General features: G+C 63.6%; 19 protein-coding genes. 9 read left to right on the top strand and 10 right to left on the bottom strand.

Translation table 11 applies throughout. The features are described 5' to 3' along the window. Positions 1-8: 8 nt before the first annotated feature. From AS156_RS10555 to AS156_RS10535, 5 genes are all read right to left on the bottom strand, one after another. On the bottom strand, positions 9-839 hold the full coding sequence (locus AS156_RS10555) for an ABC transporter permease (protein WP_066503473.1): 831 nt from the start codon (positions 837-839) through the stop codon (positions 9-11). 117 nt (positions 840-956) lie between these two features. Next, positions 957-1,991, bottom strand: a complete 1,035-nt coding sequence (locus AS156_RS10550; RefSeq protein WP_066503472.1) for an ABC transporter substrate-binding protein — start codon at positions 1,989-1,991, stop codon at positions 957-959. An 11-nt stretch (positions 1,992-2,002) separates the two neighbouring features. After that, on the bottom strand, positions 2,003-3,067 hold the full coding sequence (locus AS156_RS10545) for an ABC transporter ATP-binding protein (protein WP_066503471.1): 1,065 nt from the start codon (positions 3,065-3,067) through the stop codon (positions 2,003-2,005). Beyond that, entirely contained in the window at positions 3,067-3,903 is an 837-nt protein-coding gene (locus AS156_RS10540) for an ABC transporter permease (protein ID WP_430641790.1), read from the bottom strand. The genes AS156_RS10545 and AS156_RS10540 overlap by 1 nt, the downstream gene beginning before the upstream one ends. A gap of 149 nt (positions 3,904-4,052) precedes the next feature. Next, positions 4,053-4,934 (bottom strand): NAD(P)-dependent oxidoreductase, encoded by an 882-nt coding sequence (locus AS156_RS10535; RefSeq protein ID WP_066503469.1) that lies wholly within the window; start codon positions 4,932-4,934, stop codon positions 4,053-4,055. A 341-nt stretch (positions 4,935-5,275) separates the two neighbouring features. Between AS156_RS10535 and AS156_RS10530 the strand changes: the two genes are divergently transcribed. After that, on the top strand, positions 5,276-7,081 hold the full coding sequence (locus tag AS156_RS10530; RefSeq protein WP_066503467.1) for a chloride channel protein: 1,806 nt from the start codon (positions 5,276-5,278) through the stop codon (positions 7,079-7,081). 142 nt (positions 7,082-7,223) lie between these two features. Here the strand turns inward: AS156_RS10530 and AS156_RS10525 are convergent, their stop codons facing one another. The 3 genes from AS156_RS10525 to AS156_RS10515 are packed head-to-tail and all read right to left on the bottom strand — an operon-like array spanning position 7,224 to position 10,699. Continuing rightward, positions 7,224-7,946: a GntR family transcriptional regulator gene (locus AS156_RS10525; RefSeq protein WP_066503465.1), complete on the bottom strand. Its 723-nt coding sequence runs from the start codon at positions 7,944-7,946 to the stop codon at positions 7,224-7,226. Between the two features lie 28 nt (positions 7,947-7,974). Further along, on the bottom strand, positions 7,975-9,570 hold the full coding sequence (locus AS156_RS10520) for a GMC family oxidoreductase (RefSeq protein WP_066503464.1): 1,596 nt from the start codon (positions 9,568-9,570) through the stop codon (positions 7,975-7,977). Position 9,571: 1 nt separating this feature from the next. Further along, positions 9,572-10,699 (bottom strand): mandelate racemase/muconate lactonizing enzyme family protein, encoded by a 1,128-nt coding sequence (locus AS156_RS10515; RefSeq protein ID WP_066503463.1) that lies wholly within the window; start codon positions 10,697-10,699, stop codon positions 9,572-9,574. Positions 10,700-10,807: 108 nt separating this feature from the next. Here AS156_RS10515 and AS156_RS10510 point away from each other — a divergent pair, with 108 nt between their 5' ends. The 4 genes from AS156_RS10510 (at position 10,808) to AS156_RS10495 (ending at position 14,229) form a co-directional block, all read left to right on the top strand. Next, on the top strand, positions 10,808-11,578 hold the full coding sequence (locus AS156_RS10510; protein ID WP_066503462.1) for an ABC transporter permease: 771 nt from the start codon (positions 10,808-10,810) through the stop codon (positions 11,576-11,578). After that, the gene (locus tag AS156_RS10505; RefSeq protein ID WP_066503461.1) at positions 11,575-12,384 is read left to right on the top strand and encodes an ABC transporter ATP-binding protein; all 810 of its coding nucleotides are present in this window, start codon (positions 11,575-11,577) and stop codon (positions 12,382-12,384) included. Before AS156_RS10510 ends, AS156_RS10505 begins: the two co-directional genes overlap by 4 nt. Positions 12,385-12,408: 24 nt before the next feature. Next, on the top strand, positions 12,409-13,404 hold the full coding sequence (locus tag AS156_RS10500) for an ABC transporter substrate-binding protein (protein WP_066503459.1): 996 nt from the start codon (positions 12,409-12,411) through the stop codon (positions 13,402-13,404). A gap of 216 nt (positions 13,405-13,620) precedes the next feature. Continuing rightward, positions 13,621-14,229 (top strand): TetR/AcrR family transcriptional regulator, encoded by a 609-nt coding sequence (locus tag AS156_RS10495; protein ID WP_136626124.1) that lies wholly within the window; start codon positions 13,621-13,623, stop codon positions 14,227-14,229. 9 nt (positions 14,230-14,238) lie between these two features. Here the strand turns inward: AS156_RS10495 and AS156_RS10490 are convergent, their stop codons facing one another. Beyond that, positions 14,239-15,024: an enoyl-CoA hydratase/isomerase family protein gene (locus AS156_RS10490; RefSeq protein WP_066503457.1), complete on the bottom strand. Its 786-nt coding sequence runs from the start codon at positions 15,022-15,024 to the stop codon at positions 14,239-14,241. A 75-nt stretch (positions 15,025-15,099) separates the two neighbouring features. Here AS156_RS10490 and AS156_RS10485 point away from each other — a divergent pair, with 75 nt between their 5' ends. Then, the gene (locus AS156_RS10485) at positions 15,100-17,052 is read left to right on the top strand and encodes an AMP-binding protein (RefSeq protein WP_066503455.1); all 1,953 of its coding nucleotides are present in this window, start codon (positions 15,100-15,102) and stop codon (positions 17,050-17,052) included. Positions 17,053-17,055: 3 nt separating this feature from the next. Here AS156_RS10485 and AS156_RS10480 read toward each other — a convergent pair whose 3' ends face one another. Next, positions 17,056-17,865 carry an enoyl-CoA hydratase/isomerase family protein gene (locus tag AS156_RS10480; protein WP_066503525.1) on the bottom strand — a complete coding sequence of 270 codons (810 nt, stop codon included), beginning with the start codon at positions 17,863-17,865 and terminating at the stop codon, positions 17,056-17,058. Between the two features lie 157 nt (positions 17,866-18,022). Here AS156_RS10480 and AS156_RS10475 point away from each other — a divergent pair, with 157 nt between their 5' ends. The 3 genes from AS156_RS10475 to AS156_RS10465 are packed head-to-tail and all read left to right on the top strand — an operon-like array spanning position 18,023 to position 21,152. Next, a complete protein-coding gene (locus tag AS156_RS10475; protein ID WP_066503453.1) occupies positions 18,023-19,558 on the top strand; it encodes a class I adenylate-forming enzyme family protein in 1,536 nt (511 codons plus the stop codon). Further along, positions 19,555-20,736 (top strand): thiolase C-terminal domain-containing protein, encoded by a 1,182-nt coding sequence (locus AS156_RS10470; RefSeq protein WP_066503452.1) that lies wholly within the window; start codon positions 19,555-19,557, stop codon positions 20,734-20,736. The genes AS156_RS10475 and AS156_RS10470 overlap by 4 nt, the downstream gene beginning before the upstream one ends. Continuing rightward, on the top strand, positions 20,733-21,152 hold the full coding sequence (locus AS156_RS10465; protein WP_245312685.1) for a Zn-ribbon domain-containing OB-fold protein: 420 nt from the start codon (positions 20,733-20,735) through the stop codon (positions 21,150-21,152). Before AS156_RS10470 ends, AS156_RS10465 begins: the two co-directional genes overlap by 4 nt. The last annotated feature ends 53 nt before the right edge of the window (positions 21,153-21,205 follow it).

Raw genomic sequence — 21,205 nt, 5'->3', positions numbered from 1 at the left:
TTGCGCAGCTATCTCATCCGATAGCGCCGGGCAAAGGCGATGCTGCCGAAAATCGTGAAGCTCATGGTGACAGCGAGCAGCATAAAGGCCAGCGTGGCGCCCATCGGCCAGTTATTGCCTCGCACAAACTGGTCGAAGATGGCAGGGGCCATCATCTTGAAACGAGGCCCGCCGAGAAGCACCGCGGTTGCATAGGTGTTCATGCACAAAACGAAGACCAGGATCGACCCCGCAGCGACGCCCGGCGCCGACAATGGCAGGATCACACGCCAGAACTGCTGGAATGCTGAGGCCCCGAGATTGGCAGCCGCGTCTTCCAGATCGCGAGGAATACTCTCGATCACGGCTGCGATGGTCAGGATCATGTAGGGCAGAACCACGGCGATGATGCCGAGCACTACCGCCTTCGGCGTATACATCAATGTCAGCGGCTCGCTGATCACGTGAGCCTTCAGAAGGACCATGTTGATCAGCCCCTCACGCGTGAAGAGCGCCATCCAACCGGCTGACCGTACGACATTGCCGACCAGCAGCGGAAACAGCGTCGCAATGACGACCAGGCTTTTCCAGCGGCTCTCCAGACGCCCGAGCCAGTAAGCCGTCGGAAAGGCGATGACGAGCGTCAACGCCGTGCAGAGCAGTGCCATTCCCAACGTCGTCAGGATGACCTCCTGGTAATACGGGTCCGCCGCTGCCTGCACATAGTTGCTGAACGAGAATGCCTCGATCATCAACTGGGTCGGGCTGAACTGATTGAGCGAGATCCGGAACATCAAGGCCATCGGGCCGATCAGAAGCCCGAGCACCAGAAGACAGGCCGGCAGAACCAGCAACGCCATTCCGGGCGAAGCGGATCTGACGTCCGCTCCGTCCTTGCTGCGATGCTCGTTTGCGAAAGCCAAATCCCGAACCCCGCTCAGTCCGCTGCGCCGCGCGCGAACGTCAGTACCGGACTATCAGCCCTTGAACTGCTTGTTCCAAAAGTCGAGCGTGCGTTGCGAGCGCTCGGTCTGATACTTGTAGTCGGGCTTGAGGAGCTTCCCGCGGTCGGCCTCGCTGAGGCTGACGTGCTTGGCGAGATCTTCCGGCAGCACCGCGTCCGAGACGGTCGGCACGTATCCCATCTTGTCGGCGAAGGCGATCTGCGCCTTGGCATCGAGCATCGCGTCGAGATAGGCAAAACCGCCCTCTTTATTCCGCGCATTGCGCGGCACGCTGGCTTCGAACACGATCGCCACCGCCCCCTCCTTCGGCACGACATGGGAGAGCGGGATGCCCGCCTTCTTCCACATGAAGCCACGCGCCAGCCACATGGTCGTGAGCCAGACCTCCTCGGATTTAAGTCCGGCCGCGAGCGCCTCATTGGACGGATAGATCTTCACGTCCAGCGACCGCAGCTCCATTAGCTTCTTTTCGGCGGGATCATAGTTGGAGACGCCGCCACCTCCGGCAAGCGCAGCGGCCAACGTATTCGCGGGATAAAGGATATCGGCAAGGCCGACGCGGCCACGCCATTTCGGATCCCAGAGATCGGCCCAGGATGTCGGCGGAGTATTCACCAGGTTCTCGTTGTAAAGGATCACCTGCGCCGAATAGATATGAGGGATGGCGGTATCGGTGCGAAGCTCGGGAAACACCTTGTTGAGCCGTGAGACCTTGGTAGCATCGACCGCGTCGAACACATTGGTGCCGGCGACAATATAGTGGTCGCTGTCCGAGAGACACGCCACATCCATCGATCCGCGCCGGCTCTGCCGTTCGGCCAGGAGCTTGGTCTTCCTGGGGTCGGCATTGGCGACGTCCTGCAGCACCTCGATGCCTTTCGGCGCGAGCAGCGGCTTGTCGATGAGATCGGTAAGCAATTGACCGTAGTCGCCACCCCAGGTGCCGACCACGACCTGCCCCGATGCCGCGCGCGCACCGGGCGTTCCGGAAGCCAGTATCGTTGCAGCCCCGGCTCCCGCAGACAGAAAATGACGTCGCGATATCATGGCAATTTTCCTCAAACGGATGTTTGCGGGACCAACCGCGGGGATTTGCGGTCCCAGTGCAGGGACACCTGATCTTCGGGTCTGACCGAGGCGAGCGGCTCGTTCGCATCGGGGGTTTGCTGTATCACCACGAAAATCTCTTCGCCGATGCGCACATGGTATTCGGTCTGCGATCCCAGATAGGTCACGGCCTGAACCGCCCCATGGAGATCGCCCTTCGCGCCCGGCTGGATCGAAATCCGTTCCGGTCGCAGCGCGAAGGCATTCGCATTCTTGCTCTCGTTCGGCGCGATGTCGACCGATAAGACGAGCCCGCTTTCGGTGCGGAATTGGGTCTCGCTCTCGCGCCGGCCGGCGAGGATATTGCAGCGGCCGACGAAATCCGCGACGAACGCATCCTGCGGCGCATCATAGAGGTCACGCGGCGATCCGATCTGCCGCACCCGCCCGCTCTCCATCACGACGAGGCGATCGGCCATCGTCAGCGCCTCCTCCCGATCATGAGTCACCATGAGCGTGGTCAGCCCGAGCCGCTGCTGCAGTGCCCTGATCTCGATGCGGACCTCGGCGCGCAGCTTGGCGTCAAGGTTCGAGAGCGGTTCGTCGAGCAGGAAGAGCTTCGGCTTGATCACCAATGCACGGGCCAGCGCGACGCGTTGCTGCTGCCCACCGGACAATTCACGAGGGAAGCGAGCGGCAAGATGCGACAGCCGCACCAGCTTCAGCACCTTCTCGATCTGGGCCTGCCGTTCCGCGGCACCGAGCCCGCGCATCTCCAAGCCGAAACCGACATTCTGCGCTGCGGTCATGTGCGGAAACAACGCGTAGGATTGGAACACCATGCCCGTTGAGCGCTTGTGCGCAGGCAGACGGGTGACGTCCTCCGTGTCGAACAGCACGCGTCCGCTGGTCGGCGGGAGAAACCCTGCAACCATGCGCAAGGTCGTGGTCTTCCCGCAACCGGAAGGACCGAGCAGCGCGACCAGTTCCCCCTCCTGCACGGCAAGATCGAGACCGTCGACGGCAACCGAAGTCCCGAACCGCTTGGTGAGGTTTTCGATCGACAGGCTTGCCATCAGACGACCCGCGACAATTTGACGAACCGGTCAGTCACAACCATGAGCACTCCGACGATCAGGATCTGCACCGTCGCGACCGCGGCCAGCGTCGGGTCGATCCGAAATTCGAGATAATTGAGCATCGCGACGGGCAGCGTGATGCGACCGGGACCGACCAGGAGCAGCGACAGGTCTAGGTTCTCGAAACTCTGGATGAAGGAGAACATCGCCGCGGCCACGATCCCGGGCCGCATCATCGGCAGCGTGATCCGGCGAAACACCGTGAAGGGGCCCGCGCCGAGATTGGCGGCCGCCTCCTCCGCCGCGCGATCGAGGCCCTGCAGGCTTGCGACCACCAGCCGCACGGTCCACGGAATGGTGAGGAGCACGTGAGCGGCGACGAGCCCTTGCGTCGTCGCCTTGATGTCGCGGTCGAGTGCGTTCTCCGCAAGCACATAGAACATGTAGAGTCCCGAGCCCGCCACGACGCCGGGCACGGCAAGGGGCGCAAGCAGGAGCGCGCCGATCACCTGCTTGCCCGGAAATTGGCCGCGCACGATAGCCAGCGCGGCGGCTGTGCCGATCGGCACGCCGATGGCAGCCGCGAGCAAGGCGACCTGAAGGCTCGTGACCAGCCCGCGGAGGAATTCCGGCTTATCCCAGGCGTTGAGGTACCAGTCCCAGGTCAGCGCCGGCGGCGGAAAGCTGACGATCTCCTGGGCGAAAAAGCTGGTCGCAACGATCATGGCGACCGGCGCGAAGATGATCACGTAGGCGACCACGACCAACGTCCGCATGAGGACGCGGTTGAAGGACGGCCGTTCCGTCAAATTGGCAAGCAGTGACGCCGGCATCCTTTGTGGTTTGTCCCCGGAAGCGACCAGTCTGCCTCTATGTAAGCCGATTGCGCTCCGGTCGCCAAGCCCGCATGAGACGAGAGACCCGAATGACCTGTCGGACTGTCTGGGGATGAAGGATGCCGCCCTGCCGTTCTCCTCTCGCGTCAGGCCGGCTTGGCCCAGTTCTGATACATCGCGAGCAACGCGACGATGTCCTGACCGCGGAATCCCTCGGCCAGCGCGAGCGCATAGAGCTCGCGGGTCGCGGACGCCGACGGCGTCGGCATCCGGGTCATTCGTCCCAGTTCGACACCGAGCGCGAGGTCCTTCTCGCCAAGCTCCATTTTGAAGCCCGGCGAGAAATCACCCTTCAGCGCGTTGGGGAAGCGCTTGGTGAAATGGTGCGAGCGGCCGCCGCTGACCGACAGCACATCATAGAGCTTCTCGGGCTCGACGCCGGCGGCAACACCGAGGGCGAAGGCTTCCGCGGCGACCAGCACGTTGCCCATCGACATCATGTTGTTGACGATCTTGACGACCTTTGCCGTGCCGACAGGACCCGTGTACTTCCAGTCGGTGCCGAGCAGCTTGAGGATAGGTTCGGCGCGCTTTACATCTGCCTGTTCGCCGCCCGCGATCAGGATCAGCTTGCCGGCATGCGCCTCGTTGGGGCTGCCGCTGACGGGGCAATCCACAACGGCGATGCCGCGCGCGGCGGCGGCCCCGGCTGCCTGGCGCATCGTCTGCGGATCGATGGTGCTGAGCTCGATGCACAATGTGCCCTTGGCGGCGTGTGCGACGATTCCGTCGGCGCCGAGCCAGGCATCGGTCACAGCCTTCGGATCGGGCAAGCTCGTCAACACCAGCGCCCGGCCATCCAGCGCCTCCACGATGCTCGCGGCCATCCGGAAGCCATCCTTGGTCAGTCGCGCGCGCTGGTCCGCGTTGACGTCATAACCCACGACGTCGAGACCGGATTCCTTGAGGCGTCCTGCCATCCCGGATCCCATCTGGCCCATTCCAATGACTGCGACCTTCTCCGACATGGGCATTTCCTATCTTCTCGTGGCGTTTTGTTGAGTTGGGTTACCATTGGTGCGCCCACTAGTCGTCACGGGACTTGGAGGCGGGCCTGTAGCAATCTGCGGCCATCTGGCACAATCCTGTCGCCCGCAGCCAGTCCCGGAACGCAAGGGCCGCCGCTCCGACCGCATATCACCTGGAACATCGTTACAAGGCCAAACCGGGCTTTTGCGGGGCAGCTGGCTTTTTGCCGTGAATCCTGTTGCAACCCGTACCGCATTGCGGCACGAAGCGCCGACACGCTGGACAGCTCGACCAACAAGATTGGTTTTCGCGTTGTGCGCTCCGGCGTTGAAGGCGCAGCATGACAGTCACGTCGCCGGTCAATACGCCCAAGAGCCCAGCGGCAGCAGTCTATCTGCTGCCTGCGGAGTTGCGCAATTATGTCCGGAATCGGGAAACCGGCCTTGTCGCGGTTGCCATCGTGATCGGGTTGCTCTCGGGACTGCTCGTCGCCACGATCTCCTATCTGAGCCAGGCCACCCATTCCTTCCTGTTCGATATTCCGCTGGACGCACATCTCAGCGCCACCGGCGTCATTTCCTGGCAGCGCACCTTGCTGATCCCGACCATCGGCGGCGTCGTGCTGGCCGTGGTGGCGCGGTTCTTCGCTAAGCGCGTCAAGGGGCAGCAGCTCGCCGACGCCATCGAGGCCAATGCCCTTTACGGCGGGCGCCTCTCGTTCAGGGGCAGTCTGCTGATCTCCCTGCAAACGCTGCTGTCCAACGGATTTGGCGGCTCGGTCGGACTGGAGGCCGGCTATACCCAGATCTGCTCGATGTTCAGCTCGCATTTCGGACAGCGATTGGCCGCCCGCCGAAATGACATGCGGTTGCTCGTGGCCTACGGCGCCGCCGGCGCGATCAGCGCCGCCTTCTCGGCCCCGCTGGCCGGCGCCTTCTATGCGTTCGAGGTCGTGCTGGGCGCCTATACGTCCGCGGGGCTCGTCCCGGTCATCGCCAGCGCAGTCACGGCCTGGCTCGTCGCGCGCCATTTGACTCATCAATCCTTCCTGATGGTCCCGGGTTTTCCTTCGCCGGTTTCGGTCGAGATGGTCGGACAGAGCGCCGTCATCGGCGTCCTCTGCGCCTTCGCCAGCATCCTGGTGATGGTGGCAGTCGCCTTCTCCGAGCGCTGCTTCCAGCGCATCTCGATCTTCAAGGGCACGCTGCGGCCTGTACTGGGCGGCGCGCTGCTCGGCAGCCTAGCCCTGCTGACGCCGACCGTGCTCGGCGCGGGTCACGGCGCGATGCAGATCCTGCTCGTCAGCAATCCCACCTGGCTGCTGTTGACGACGACCATTCTGTTCAAGATGGCGGCGTCCGCAGTCTCGCTCGGATCCGGATTTCGCGGTGGCCTGTTCTTCGCATCGCTCCTGCTGGGCGCGCTGCTCGGACAGCTCTACAGCATCGTGGTCACGAGCTTCCTGCCGGGAATCGCCCTGCAACCCGGAACCGCGGCCATCGCCGCGCTTGCCGCATTCGGGACCGGTGTTCTCGGTGCCCCCTTCAGCATGGTCTGTCTCGCGCTTGAGATCACCGGCGACTTCTCGGTCACGGTCGGGGCCGTGGTCGCCTCATCGGTGTGCGCCCTGATCGTCCGCGAGCTGTTCGGCTACAGCTTCGCTACCTGGCGCTTCCACCTGCGCGGAGAAGTGATCCGCGGCCCGCAGGACGTCGGCTGGGTTCGCCAACTCAGCGCGACGTCGCTGATGCGCACCGACTTCGAAAGCGCGCTCAGCACGATGCCAATCGCGGAGGCGCAAAAGACCTTCTCCCCGGCGCAGGTCCGGCAGATCGTGCTGCGCGATCCCAAGGGGGCCTACGCCGGTATCGTGACCTCGGCCGACCTCTATTCGACCGCGGCCCAGGACGATCAGACCGACGATCAGACACTCGCGACGCTGGCGCGACAGACCAACGAATTCCTGCTGCCCAGCGCCTCGATCCGCGACATCATGAAGATGTTCGCACGCAGCGAAGCTGACGCCCTGGCGGTGATCGACCGCAGCGATCACCGCGCCGCGATCGGGGTTGTCAGCGAGTCGCACGTGCTACGGACCTACGGCGAGGAGCTGGAGCGCCGCAACGAGGAACTGTTCTTCCGCTAAAGCATGATCCGGAAAAGTGTGAAGCGATTTTCCCTCGCGACAAACGCGGGACGCGTTTGCGCGGAGATCAGGCTCAAACAAAGAGCCAAAGCGCGATGACGATTCAGCTCAATCTCATCGCGCCTTAGAGCACTGCCGGGCGCTACGGCCGCAGATCCATGTCGATGCGGACGAAATCCCCGCGATAGGTCACCTCGCCCAGATAGATCACCGTCTGATCGGCGCTGGAGAACACCCGGCGCACCTCGGCGACCGGCGAATTCAAGGGCACCTTGAGCAGCCGCGCGACCTCGAGATCCGCCGTTCCAATCGTCAGCGTCTGCCGCGCCCGCGCGATCTCGGGATCACGGAGATCGTTGAGGATCGGGATCACCGTCTCGTTGCGGAAACGCTTCGGATGGCGCCGAAAGATCTTCTCGTCCAGGTAGATCGAGATGACGCAATACGGCTCCTTCTGGCGTGAATGAACGCGTCGCATGAAGACGTATTTCGAGGCCGGCTTGCCGTCTTCCGGCAGCAGCGGCGCATCGGTGCGGCTCTCGGAAATATTGATGATCTCGGGCGACGTGTCGCGGTACATCTCGGCAAGGTCCGACAGCGTCGTCTCGACCTTCAGCCAGCGGTCCTGCTTCACCGTGCCCGTGACGAACGTGCCGCGCCCCTGCTGCGCTTCGATGACACCTTCGCGCGACAATAGCTCGACGGCCTGCCGAATGGTCACGCGGGAGACCCCGAACTCGGCGGCCAGCTCCTCGTTGGCTGGCAACCGCAAGCCCTTGGCCCAGATGCCGCGAGCGATACGCTGACGGAAGATGTCGGCAATCTGCGCGTACTTCGGAACGTGACTCTCGGAATTCAAGTCCATCACACGCTCCCCGCGTCAGGATATCTGATCAGGACAGAACGAGGGCCGCGCCCCGTTCGCCGATCATCAGGCTCGTCGCATTGGTATTGGCGGACGTGATTTGCGGCATCACGGACGCATCGATCACCCGCAGCCCTTCGACGCCGCGCACGCGCAAGCGCGGATCGACCACGGATTGATCATCGCTCCCCATCCGGCACGTGCCGACGCAATGAAAGACCGTCCCGCCCGTGTTGCGGGCGAACTCCCACAGCCCGGCGTCATCCGTAGCGGCCTCGCCCGGAACCATCTCGACATCCCACAGCGGCCGAAAGGCTCTCTGCTGGTAGATCTCGCGCAGGATCTTGAGTCCCGCGACGATGATCTTGCGGTCGATCTCGTCCGAGAAATAATTGGGTTCGATCCGCGGTTGATCGAACGGGTCGGTCGAGCGGATCGCAAGCCGCCCTCGCGACCGGCCGTGGCACTGCCAGACCGAGGCGGTGAAGCCGGAATAGTTATGCAAGGGATCGCCGGGCTTGTCGACCGACAGCGGCATGACGTTGAACTGCACGTCGGGTCGCCCGCTAGCGGCGTATTCGGTGCAGGCCGCGCCGCCCACCTGCCCGGCCCCGACCGTGAGCGGACCGCGACCGGCAAACATCCATTGCAGCCCCATTGTCGCCAGCGCGACAGGGTTGCGCACCTGGTCGTTCAGCGAAATGCGATCCTTCAGCCGCACGATCAGGCGCGCTTGATAATGGTCCTGCAGGTTCTCGCCGACCCCGGCCGTGTCGGCCACGACGGGGATGCCGTGCTGGCGGAGCAGATCGGCTGGACCGACCCCGGACAATTGCAGAAGCTGTGGCGACTGCAACGCGCCGGCACACAGGATCACTTCACGATCGGCGGATGCGGAAGCGATCTGCTTGTCCTTGATCCACTCCACACCAACGGCCTTCTGGCCCCGGAACAGGACCTTGCTGACCTGCGCGCCCATAATGATTGTCAGATTCTGGCGCCCGCGGATTGGACGCAAAAACGCCGATGCCGAACTGCTGCGCCAGTGCCGGCCGATTCCGAGCTGGTAGCTCCCGACTCCAAGGGTTGACTCGCCGTTGAAGTCAGGATTGCGCGGCAGGCCGAACTCGACGCCCGCCTCCACCCACGCCGCTGACGCCGGGTTGTCGTTGCGCAGCTCCGACACCTCGAACTCGCCGAAGCCGCCGTGATACTGGCTGTCGCCGCCGCGATAGCGCTCGTAGCGCCGGAAATACGGCAGCAGTTCGCGGTAGCTCCAGCCGGTCGCACCGAGGCGCTCCCAGTCGTCGAAATCCTCATGCTGGCCACGGATGAAGATTAGGCCGTTGATCGAGGAGGAGCCGCCGATCACGCGGCCGCGTGGCCACACAATCGATCGACCGCCACTGCCTTCGCTCGGCTCCGTCTTGAACAAGCGCGAGAAGCGTTCGTTGTAGATCGTGCGATAGTACCCGACCGGAAGGTTGAGCCAGAAGCTCCGATCCGAACCGCCGGCCTCCAGGAGCAGCACACGGCATGACGGATCGGCTGACAGGCGGTTCGCCACGACGCAGCCCGCGGAGCCGGCGCCGACAATGATGTAGTCGTAACCTCGTGCCGCCATGCTAGGCCGTCCGATACTGTTCGATCGAAGCCAGGTCCGGCTCAATCCCAAGGCCCGGCTCATCGCCTAGCGTGATCATGCCGTCGCGCACATCACGAACCGGACCGCAAAGCCGATCGCGCAGCGGATTGTCGTTGGCATCGACTTCCAGAAGTCCCGCGCCGCCGACGCCCGCCAGGAGATGCGCCGAAGCCAACAGGCCAATGCCGCCGCCGAGATAATGTGGACAGAACGTCTTGCCAGACCTGATGATATCGCGCGCAATGTCAACGCAAACCGACAGGCCACCCCATTTCGCGATGTCGGGCTGCACGACGGACAGCACGTCGCCCGTCAATGCCTGCGTGAAACCGGCACGGCTTGCGATGTTCTCTCCCGCCGCAAGCGGTACACTTGCGTTGGCGGCAAGTGTCTCCCACTCCTGCCAGGGACGATCCGCGCGGACCGGCTCCTCGAGCCAGGCGAGACCGAACTCCTGCCACCGCGGCGCCAGCTCGATCGCCTGCTCGACCGACCACGCCTGATTGACATCCGCCGCCAACAGTCCCGCACCGACGAGGTCGCGCAACGCGGACAGATTGGCGCGATCGGTTTCGGGTGCAAAGCCCACCTTCAGCTTGAGCGCGCGATGTCCTCTCACGAGTGCCGCCTCCGCCATCCCGCGCGAGCCCGTCGGGTTGATCCCGCTTGCATACACCTTGATCTGGCTTCGCGCGCCACCAAGCGCCTGCCACAGCGCCGTCTTTTGCCGCCGTGCGTAGAGATCCCAGATCGCCAGATCGATACCGGCAATCGATTGCGCGAAGGGGCCGGCCTCACCGGATTGAAGCGCGAGAACGGACGTGCCTGACGTCAATTTGTCGAACAGCTCTGTCGGCTGATCGATCACCACGCCGACCGCGGCCGGCGCCAGCACCTCGTTGACGAGACGCGCACGATGCTCGGCCCCCGTCGAGGGGAAGTTGCACCAGACTTCACCCCATCCGACGACACCGTCCGTGTCCTCGGCGCGAACGAAGACCGCGGGCCTGCTCAACATCCTGCCGAACGATGTGACGACAGGCGTCGCCAGCGGATAGCGATAGCAGAACGCCTGAACGTTCTTGATCGTGAAAGCCTGTGATGTCATGCCGGAAACCCGCACGCCGAGCGCGGTGAAATTGTCCTTGTATGGTCATCCTATTTATAATATGAATTTGCCGGCATCAACTACAATTGCAAGGTAGGAAGCGTCGGAATGAATGGACAGGTCGTGAGACGCCTGTTGCTCGGACTTGCGCCGTGGGTCGGCGCCATCCTGCTCTGGTACGCTGTCCGCTGGAGCGGGTTCGTCAACGCCTCGCTGATTCCCGCACCGCACCAGGTCGCAGCCAAGTTCTACGAACTCCTGACGCGCGAGAACCTGCTGCTCGACATCTATGTGTCCTCGCGTCGCGTGGTGCTCGGCGTAGTCCTTGGAATCCTGGTCGCCGTCCCGGTCGGCTTCCTGCTCGGCTGGTATCGCCCGGCGCGGACCTTCGCCGACCCGATGATCAACTTCTTCCGCGCACTGCCGCCGATCGCGCTGATCCCGCTTGTGATCGTCTATTTCGGGGTCGACGAGCTCGCCAAGCTGGTCATCCTGTTCTACGCCGCGTTCTTCTCCGGCGTAATCGTGATGTATGAGGGCGTCTCGCAGATCACGCCGCTCTACATCCGCGTCGCGAAGACGCTCGGTGCCAACGAATTCGAAATCTTCCGCAAGGTCATCATCCCCCTCACCGTGCCGCATATCCTGACCGCGCTGCGGGTAGCGCTCGGTGTCGCCTGGGCGACCCTGGTGGCTTCGGAGCTGATCGCGGCCCAGCGCGGACTTGGCGCCATGATCCAGAACGCATCGACCTACTTCCTGCTCGACGTCATCTATGTCGGTATCATCTGCATCGGCGTCATTGCCCTGATCATGGACCTGATCCTGCGCAAGATCAGCGCCCGCCTTCTGGTCTGGCAGGAACGGGCAATGTCATGAAGAAACGCGCGCAGTTCGACCACGTCTCGCTTGCCTTCGAGACGCCCAAAGGCCGGCTCAATGTCGTCGAGGATGTCTCCTACGACATCAACGACGGCGACTTCATTGCCGTGATCGGCCCGTCCGGCTGCGGCAAGACCACGATGATGAGCATGCTTGCGGGTTTCCAGAAACCGACGACCGGAAAGGTGCTGTTTGACGGCGCTCCCGTGACCGGTCCCGGCCCCGAACGTGGTGTCATCTTTCAGGAGTATGGCGTCTTCCCATGGTTGACGGTGAAGCAGAACATCGCATTCGGCCTGAAGCTCAAGGCCAACCGTGTTCCGGATTCGGAGCGCGATGCGATCTGCGACCATTACCTCAGCCTGATGGGCCTCGCCGATTTCGCCAACTCCTATCCGAAACATCTCTCGGGCGGCATGCGCCAGCGCCTTGCCATCGCCCGCGCCTATGCGGTCAAGCCGCAGTTCCTTCTGATGGACGAGCCGTTCGGCGCGCTCGACGCCCAGACGCGGGCCAACATGCAGAACCTGTTGCTCAAGGTGCTAGCCGCCGAGGGCAAGACGGTCATGCTGATCACCCACTCCGTCGAAGAGGCCATCTACCTTGCGTCACGCATCGTCGTCGTGACGGCGCGGCCTGCAAAGATCAAGGAGATCATCGAGGTCCCCTTCCCCTATCCGCGCGACGAGTCCATCGAGGAGCGCCCCGAGTTCGGCGAGCTCCGTAGCCACATCAGACAGCTCGTAATGGACGAATACCGTGCGCAGCAGGCGCAGATGCGCCCAGCGTCATTCTCGGAATAGTTATAGATATTGAGGAGTAACGCCATGGATCGCCGACAATTCCTGACCACGACCGCCGGTCTCGCCCTGGGGACATTCGCGGCGGCCGCGCCCGCAATCGCGCAGGCCCGGACCAAGCTTCGTGTCGGCTATCTGCACACGGTCGCGGTCGACGGCCAGATCTGGACCGGCATGGACCGGGGCAGTTTCGAGAAAGAGGGCCTTGATCTCGAATTGCGCCAGTTCAACACCGGCCTCGAAATCTTCCAGGCGCTGATCGGCGGCAGCCTCGACGTTCTCGCCACCGGCGCGGTGCTCTCGAACTTCCCGGCCCGGGGACAGGGCAAGGTGTTCCTGATCAACGACATTGAGGTTGCGACCGCCCAGCTGTGGGTGCGTTCCGATCAAGGCATCAAGTCCTTTGCGGACCTCAAGGGCAAACGCATCGCGACCGCGACCGGGACCACCGCGCATGTGTTCCTCGACAAGGCGCTGCGCGCCAACAAGATCGATCCCAAGGATGTCGAGCTCGTCAACCAGACCATGCCGGCTGCCGTGACGGCCTTCGTCTCCGGCGCGGTGCCGGCCGTCGCGCTCTGGGTCCCCTTCAACGTGACGGTGCGCGACAAGGTGCCGGGCGCAGTCAAGCTTGCCGACGCATCGGCCTATTACCCCCAGGCCGCCATCATCGGCGGCTGGGCCGCGGCCAACGACTACTACGAGCCGAACAAGGAGACGCTCGCCAAGCTCATCCGCGGCTGGGCCGACGCCAACGATTACATCGTCGCGAACAGCACCGAGGCCATGGAGAAGCTGCAGAAGGGCCATTACAGCCAGACCCCGCTCAGCGACATCAACGAGTCCTTCAAGGCCCAGAAGATGTTCACGTCGCGGGACTGGAAGCGCCTCTATTCGGACGGCACCGTCACGAACTGGCTGCAGCAGTCGACCGACTTCTTCATGGCCAATGCAGGCGTGAAGGACTTCACCCCCGCGAGCAAGTATTTCGACCCCAGCCTGTATCTCAAGACGATCGCTTAACAGCGTCGAGGTCCCCTCTTCGAACGGTGCGCGGTCTCGCTCGCCGTCGAGGCGCGGGAACGGCGCGGTTGACCCGGTGAAAAAACATCGCCAATAATCGACGGGATCACATCGCCAACGTGGAAGAGACGGCGGTTTCTATTGGACTCCAGCGGCCGCCAGCGCAATGCATCAAAGGGCAACGCGCCTTCCAGGCCGCGTGCGCCGAAGGCCACTGTGGCGAAGCAGGAAGCAAGTCTTCCCACGAAGGCTGAAAAATCCCGAAACCTGATCCTGCACTCGGCGGCCAAGCTCTTTCGCGAGCAGGGCTTCTCGGCAACCACCCTGCGCCAGATCGCGGCCGCCGCCCGCATCGAAGCCGGCAGCATCTACTATTATTTCGATTCCAAGGAAGCGATCCTGGACGAGATCCTCGATCGCGGCCTACGCCACGTCTTCGAATCGGTGAAGGCCGCCGTCAAAGGAGCCGGTCAGGCAACCTACCGGCGGCGCATCGAGCTTGCGATCGAAGCTCATCTCGTGGCGCTGCTGGAATCCAGTGACTTCACCTCGGCCAACATCCGCATCTACGGCCAATTGCAGGAGCATCTGAAGAAGCCGCATCGGCCGCTGCGGCGCGCCTACGCGCGCTATTGGGACAAGCTGTTCCTCGACGCGCGCAAAGCCGGCGAGATCCGCGCCGACATCGAGATCGAGCCGCTTCGCATCTTCGTCATTGGCGCACTCAACTGGACCGTCGAGTGGTTCAGGCTCGACAGCAAGGACGACGTGCTCAAGCTTGCCCGGCGAACCCAGCTGATGGTGTTTGACGGCATCAAGAAGTAATGGCGCGCCCTAGCGTCCCTGCCAGTTCGGCTTCCTCTTCTCGGCGAAGGCGCGCGGCCCCTCGATCGCATCCCGGCTGGCGTAGACCTCGACATGCAGGCGGTCGCCTTCGATCGCGCCTCGTTCGTAGCCGAGATCCATCGCCGCGAGCACAGTTGCCTTGGCGGCCTTCACCGACAGCGGCGCGCCCTCGACGATTGCGCGCGCCAACTGCAAGGCGCGGGCGCGCACGGCATCCGGCGTCGGCTCCAGGTAGTTGAGGAAGCCATGCGCGGCCAGACGCTCGATCGGCATTGTCTCGCCGGTCAGCACCAATTCCATCATCAATGGTTGCGGCAACATCCAGAGCATGGGCACGGACCACGGCGTGCCCCGCCCCATCTTGACCTCGGTGATCCCGGCTCGGCTGCCGCTCAGGCCAACCCGAAGATCTGATTTCAGCGCGAGCATCATGCCACCGGCCATCAGCGAGCCGGTCATGGCCGCGACGATCGGCTTCGTCACTTTCCGCATCGCGGTCTGCATCGGGTCCCGCATCAGGGTCAGGATATCGACGCCGTCCCGTGCCCTGATCTCCGCCGCCTGCTTGAGGTCGAGGCCGGCACAGAACACGCCGCAATCGGTCGACGTCAGGATGATCGCGCGCACTGCAGCATCAGCCTCCGCCCGTGCCCAAGCCTCGGTCAAGCCGTTCATCGCTTCGACGGAGAGCGCGTTCTTGCGCTCCGGCCGATCGATCGTCACAGTTGCGACGCCTTCGCTGATCTCGTAGCGCACCGGTTCCTGGTCGGACATTGTTCGCTTCCGTCATTTCTAACATCTGTTAGAATACTCCGGAGCGGATCAAAAACAACGGGCACGTTGTCGCCGATGTCATATCTATGGACGCCACCGCCGGAGCTGGTGGAACAAAGCAACCTCACCGCCTTTCTGCGCGCCACCGGCCAGCCGGACTACGGCGCATTGGCAGCCAAGGCGGATGCGGACCCCGCATGGCTGATGGCGGAAGTGTTCCGGTTCTGCGATGTCAGGTTCTACAGGCAATATGATCAGATGCTTGACCTGTCGCGCGGCCAGCCCTGGGCGCGCTGGTGCGTCGGCGGCACCACCAATATCGTCCTCAACTGCCTCGACAAGCATCGCGGCACGCCGGTCTGGGATCAAACCTTCCTGGTGTGGGAAGGCGAAGATAGCAACGAACAGCGGAGCCTGACCTACGCGGCATTCGCCGCCGAGGTCGACCGGCTGGCGAGCGCGCTGCGCAAGCTCGGCCTCGGCCGGGGCGATGTGGTGGCCATCTACATGCCCAACCTGCCCGAGACGTTTGTGACGTTCTTCGCCATCCTCAAGATCGGTGCGATCGTCATGCCGCTGTTCTCGGGCTTTGGTCCAAGCCCGATCGAGGCCCGGCTGAACCATGGCGGTGCCAAGGCGGTGATAACAGCGAGCGGAACCTGGCGCCGGGGCACTGCCGCCCCGCTCAAACCGGTGCTTGATGTCGCACTGGAGTCTGTTCCCGGCGTGCGCCATGTGATCGTGGTCGAACGTGACGGTCTCGATATCGAGACGCCGATGCGCCGTGGCCGCGATCTCTGGTGGCACGACATCGTGTCTACGGCCGAGAGCGACATCGCAACCGTCGAGATGCAGACCGAAGATCCCGCGATCCTGCTCTACACGTCGGGCACCACAGGCGAGCCGAAGGGATGCGTGTGGACCCATATCGGCTTCATTGGCACTATGGTAACACGCGACATCATTATCTGCGGAGACTTCAAGGCATCCGACCGCTTCTTCTTCCTCAGCGACATGGGATGGATGGTCGGCGCCATGTGCGCCTGCATTCCGAGCTTTGCCGGCGGCAGCCTGCTGATCGCGGAAGGCACGCCCGATTACCCCGAGACAGGACGCTTCTGGCGCCTGATCGCCGATCACCGGGTGACCTATCTTGGCGTATCGCCCACCATCGTCCGCAGCCTGATGCGCTATGGCGACGAGGTCGACAAATACGACCTCTCCAGCCTGCGGATCACGGCTTCGGGCGGTGAGGCCTGGACCGAAACGCCCTGGACCTGGTTCTTCGAGCATGTCTGCAAGAAGGCCATCCCCATCATCAATATCTCCGGAGGCACCGAGATCGGCGGCTGCATCTTCACCGGCACATCCAACCATCCGATGAATCCGTGCGCGTTTTCGCGCCCGGCGCTCGGCATGGGCGCCGACATCGTCGACATGTCCGGAAAGCGCGTGGCGGACGGCGAGGTCGGCGAATTGGTGCTCCGACACTCCTCGATCGGCCTGACCAAGAGCCTGTGGAAGGCCGACGCGCGCTACCTAGAAAGCTACTGGAGCACAATTCCCGGCCTTTGGGTGCACGGCGACTTCGCCATGCGCGGACATGACGGCCTGTACTACATTCTCGGCAGGTCGGACGACACGATCAAGATTTCCGGCAAGCGCACCGGCCCGGCGGAGCTCGAAGGCATCCTGATCGGAACAGGCAAGCTCGCGGAGGTGGCCGTGTTCGGCATTCCGCACCCCGTCAAGGGCTCGGCGATCGTTTGTGCCTGCGTGCCCATGCCGGGCATCGCCGGCACGAACGGGTTGGCCGATGAGCTCGCAGCCGCACTCGTGCGCGGCATGGGCGCATCCTATCGCCCCGAGAGGATCGTCCTGGTCGACGACCTGCCGCGCACGCGCAACATGAAGATCATGCGCCGGGTGCTGCGCGCCGTGTTCGAGAACAAGGATCCGGGCGATCTCTCGGCGTTGGCCAATCCCGAAGCGATCGCGCAGATCCGGCAGCAGCTCGCGGCGAGCTGATTGTCAGATCGGGCAATCCGGCGGGAATGACGGCTTGCGCTTTTCGAGATGCGAAGCCAGCCCCTCCCGCGCTTCCACACCGCTGAACCCCAGCAGTTCCAGTGCGGTGGACGTATCGAACAGCGGTCCGTTGACGCGCAACCAGTTGTTGAGCGCGTATTTGGTCCAGCGGATCGCGCTTTGCGCACCGGTCGCCAGATCCTGCGCCGTCTCGAGGGCAGTCTTCTGCAGATCGGCGTCCTCGACGCACAGGGACACCAGCCCGATGCGCTCGGCCTCCTCGCCCGACAGCGGCTTGCAGGTCAGAAGATAGTACTTGGCCTTGGCAAGCCCGCACAGCAGCGGCCAGATGATGCAGGCCACGTCACCGGCGGCGACGCCGAGCCTGGTATGACCGTCGACGATCCGCGCCGACTTTCCGCAGATCGAAACGTCGGCGAGAATGCCGACCACGAGACCGGCCCCGACGGCGACGCCGTTGATCGCAGAAATGATCGGCTTGTTGCAGTTGATGACGTTGTAGACGAGATCCTTCGCTTCCTTCCAGGTCGCCATCCGCGCGACCGGATTGTCGAGGATGCTCTTGATGAGCTCGAAGTCGCCGCCGGCCGAGAACGCCTTGCCGGCGCCGGTGACGATGACCGCGTTGATGCCGGGGTCGTCGTTGATATCCCGCCATATGTTGGTGAGCTGCGTGTGGGTCTCGGCATCGACCGAATTGTAGGTCTCGGGCCGGTCGAAGGTCAGCCGCAGGATCCGTTCGGCGGGATAATCGAGCTTGAGGCGGGTGTAGGCGGCGTAGCGGTTGGACATCGGCATTTCCTCGTTGTTCCCTCGCCGCGCACGGCGCGTTCGGCCTATCAATTCTTTCTAACAGATGTTAGAATTTAGGACCGATCGACGGGCCTCGCAAGCTCGGAGTTTGGACCAAGATTGTCGACAAAGACAGCGCGTCCTTTGAGGAAACACGATGACCGGCCAGGATAACCTTCCCGCGCGCGCGGGCTCCATCGCGACCGTCGGCGCACTCTTCAGCACGTATGCTGCGCTGAATTCGGGATCGATCGCCATCGAATACCGCGACCGGCGCATCAGCTACGGCGAACTTCTCGACCGCGTCAGCCGCGCCAGCGCCATGCTGGCGGCGCAGGGACTCCAGCGCGGCGACCGGGTCGCCCTGCTCTCCCGCAACCGCCCCGAATATTTCGAGATCGAGCTCGCCGCCGCCAATCTCGGCGGCATCACCGCATGCCTGAACTGGCGCCTGTCGCCACGCGAGCTCGCTTACTGCGTCGAGCTTGTTTCGCCCAAATTGCTGGTCGTCGAACCCGATCTGGCGGCTTCGCTGGGATCCCGACCCTCCTGTCCGCAAATCGAGCTGGGCCCGCAGTATGAACGCCTTCTCGCACAGCAGGATGCTCGCGGCATTCCTCCGACGGCCCAGCCCGAGGACGGGCTCGTTATCCTTTACACCAGCGGAACCACGGGCCTGCCCAAGGGTGCCGTGATCTCGCATCGCGCGATGATCATGCGCGCGTTGGTTTTCACGTCGGAACTCGGGATCACGACATCCGAGAGCTTCGTCGCCTGGGCTCCGCTGTTCCACATGGCTTCCACCGACCACGGCCTCGCCACGCTCTTGCGCGGTGGCACGGTCGTGATCATCGACGGCTTCCGGATCGAACCTTTGCTGCAGGCAATCAGCTCGCATCACATCGGTTGGTTGGTGCTGATCCCCGGCATGGTGGAAGCACTGGTCGAGAGCATGCGAGCGGAACGAACAATCGCAAAGGGCGTACGCGTCTGCGGTGCGATGGCCGACCTGGTGCCGCCGCATGCGATTGCGGCGGCGACCGAACTGATCAAGGCGCCCTATCTCAACAGCTTCGGCTCGACCGAGACCGGGCTACCGCCCGCCACGCGGGATCTCATCCCGATCGGCGTCGCGCCGACGCGGCTCTCGAAACGCCAGAACGCCTTCTGCGAGGTCAAGCTGGTGGATCCCGCCGACAATGAGGTGTCACTCGGCGATCCGGGCGAGCTCGCCATCCGCGGCGGCACGGTATTTTCCGGCTATTGGCAGGCGGACGAGGTGAATGCGCGCGACTTCCGCGGCGGCTGGTTCCACATGGGCGATGTGTTCCGCCGCAATGAGGACGGCACGCTCGATTTCGTCGACCGCGCCAAATACATGATCAAGTCCGGCGGCGAGAACGTCTACCCCGCCGAGATCGAGCGCGTCCTCCTGACCGACAAGCGGATCACGGAGGTCGCCGTGGTGCGGGCACGCGATGCCAAATGGGGCGAGGTGCCGGTGGCGTTCGTTGCATGCCGGGACGACAGCCTGACGGAGGCCGAGCTCGTCGAGCTCTGCCGGCGCGATCTCGCCGGCTATAAGCGTCCGAGGCAGTTTCACTTCATCGACTTCGCCGATTTCCCGCGCTCGACCAGCGGCAAGGTGCAGCGCCACGAGCTCGAAACCCGCCTCACCAAGGTCGCGCCATGAACAAGGACACTCTCCGCGGCAAGGTCGCCATCGTCGGGATCGGGCAATCGCCCGTCGGCAAGGTCCCCGGCCGCAGTCCGCTATGGCTCGCGGCCGATGCGGCGAAGAAGGCTGTCGCCGACGCCGGCATCGACAAGAGCCAGATCGACGGCGTTCTGTCGAGCCACGCCATGGCCTCGCCCTTCCATCGCTTCAGCGTGGCTTTCAGCGAGTATTTCGGCATCCAGCCGACCTTCTCCAACAACCTACAGGTTTCCGGCGCGACGGCGGCCACGATGTTCAATATCGGCGCGTCGGCAATCTGTAGCGGACTGGCAGAGGTCGTGCTCGTGGTGGCCGCGGACAGCCTGATGACCGGTCTCACCCCGGACCTCGCGCTCCGATCCCTAACGGAAAGCCGCGACCAGCAATACGAGATGCCGTTCGGCATTCCCGTCGCCAACACCTTCGCCATGACGGCGCACCGGCACATGAAGGAGTTCGGCACCACGCCCGAACAACTCGCGAAGGTCGCGGTCACCCAGCGCCGCCACGCCTCGCTGACCCGGGGCGCGCAGCAGACCACGCCGATCACGGTAGACGACGTCCTCAACTCCGGCATGGTGACGACGCCGTATCACAAGCTCGACTGCTCGCTGATCTCGGACGGAGGTGCTGCGTTCATTCTGATGTCTGCGGAGCGCGCCAAGACACTCGGCATCGAGAAGCCCGTCTACATCCTCGGGGGCGGCGAATGTTACACGCACGAACACATCTTCCTGATGCCGTCGCTGACGGTGACGGGCGCCGTTGAGTCCAGCCGGCGCGCCTACAAGATGGCAGGCTATGCTCCCGACGACATGCATGTCGCCGGCGTCTATGACTGCTTCACCGGCACCGTGATCATGATGCTGGAAGACCTCGGCTTCTGCCCGAAGGGAGAAGGTGGACGCTTCGTCGCCGACGGACAGATGACCTATGGCGGAAAGATTCCCTCCAACACCCATGGCGGCCTGCTCTCGTTCGCCCATTCCGGCATTCCCGGATCGTTGTTTCACTTCCACGAGGTGGTCGCGCAATTGCGCGGCGACTGCGGACCGCGCCAGGTCGAGGGTGCAAAACTTGGCCTGGTCCATAGTCTCGGGGCCGGGTTTGCCACCAACGCCACGACGGTGCTCGGCACGGAGGACACGCTGTGATCTCAGCCGAGGAAGCTGCCCGCAAGCCGCTGCCAACGCCCGACGCCGACACGGCCGCCTTCTGGCGCGGCCTGCGTGATGGCCAACTGCTTCTTCAGCACTGCGTGGCCTGCGGGAACGTGCAATACTATCAGCAGGCCACCTGCCGCGCCTGCGGGCGCGAAGAGCTGGAACATCGTCCCGCCAGCGGACGCGGCAAGGTGCATTCTTTCAGCGTCGTTCACCGCGCCCCCGGACCGGCGTTCAAGGCCGACTTGCCCTACGCTGTCTTGCTGGTCGAGCTGGAGGAAGGGCCGCGGATGATCAGCACCTATACCGGCGGGCCTCCTGATGAAGTGACCTTCGACATGCCGGTCGAGCTCGCCCTCGAAAAGGTCACGGACGAGGTGACCCTGCCGCGGTTCCGCAATATCTGATCGCCCTGCTCTCTGCGGCCTGATTTGCCGCACCAATTTCTAACAAACGTTAG

The organism is Bradyrhizobium macuxiense (genome assembly GCF_001542415.1).
Classification (GTDB): domain Bacteria; phylum Pseudomonadota; class Alphaproteobacteria; order Rhizobiales; family Xanthobacteraceae; genus Bradyrhizobium; species Bradyrhizobium macuxiense.
The sequence above is the reverse complement of the archived record's forward strand: the minus strand, read 5'-3'. Positions and strand labels throughout refer to the sequence as shown.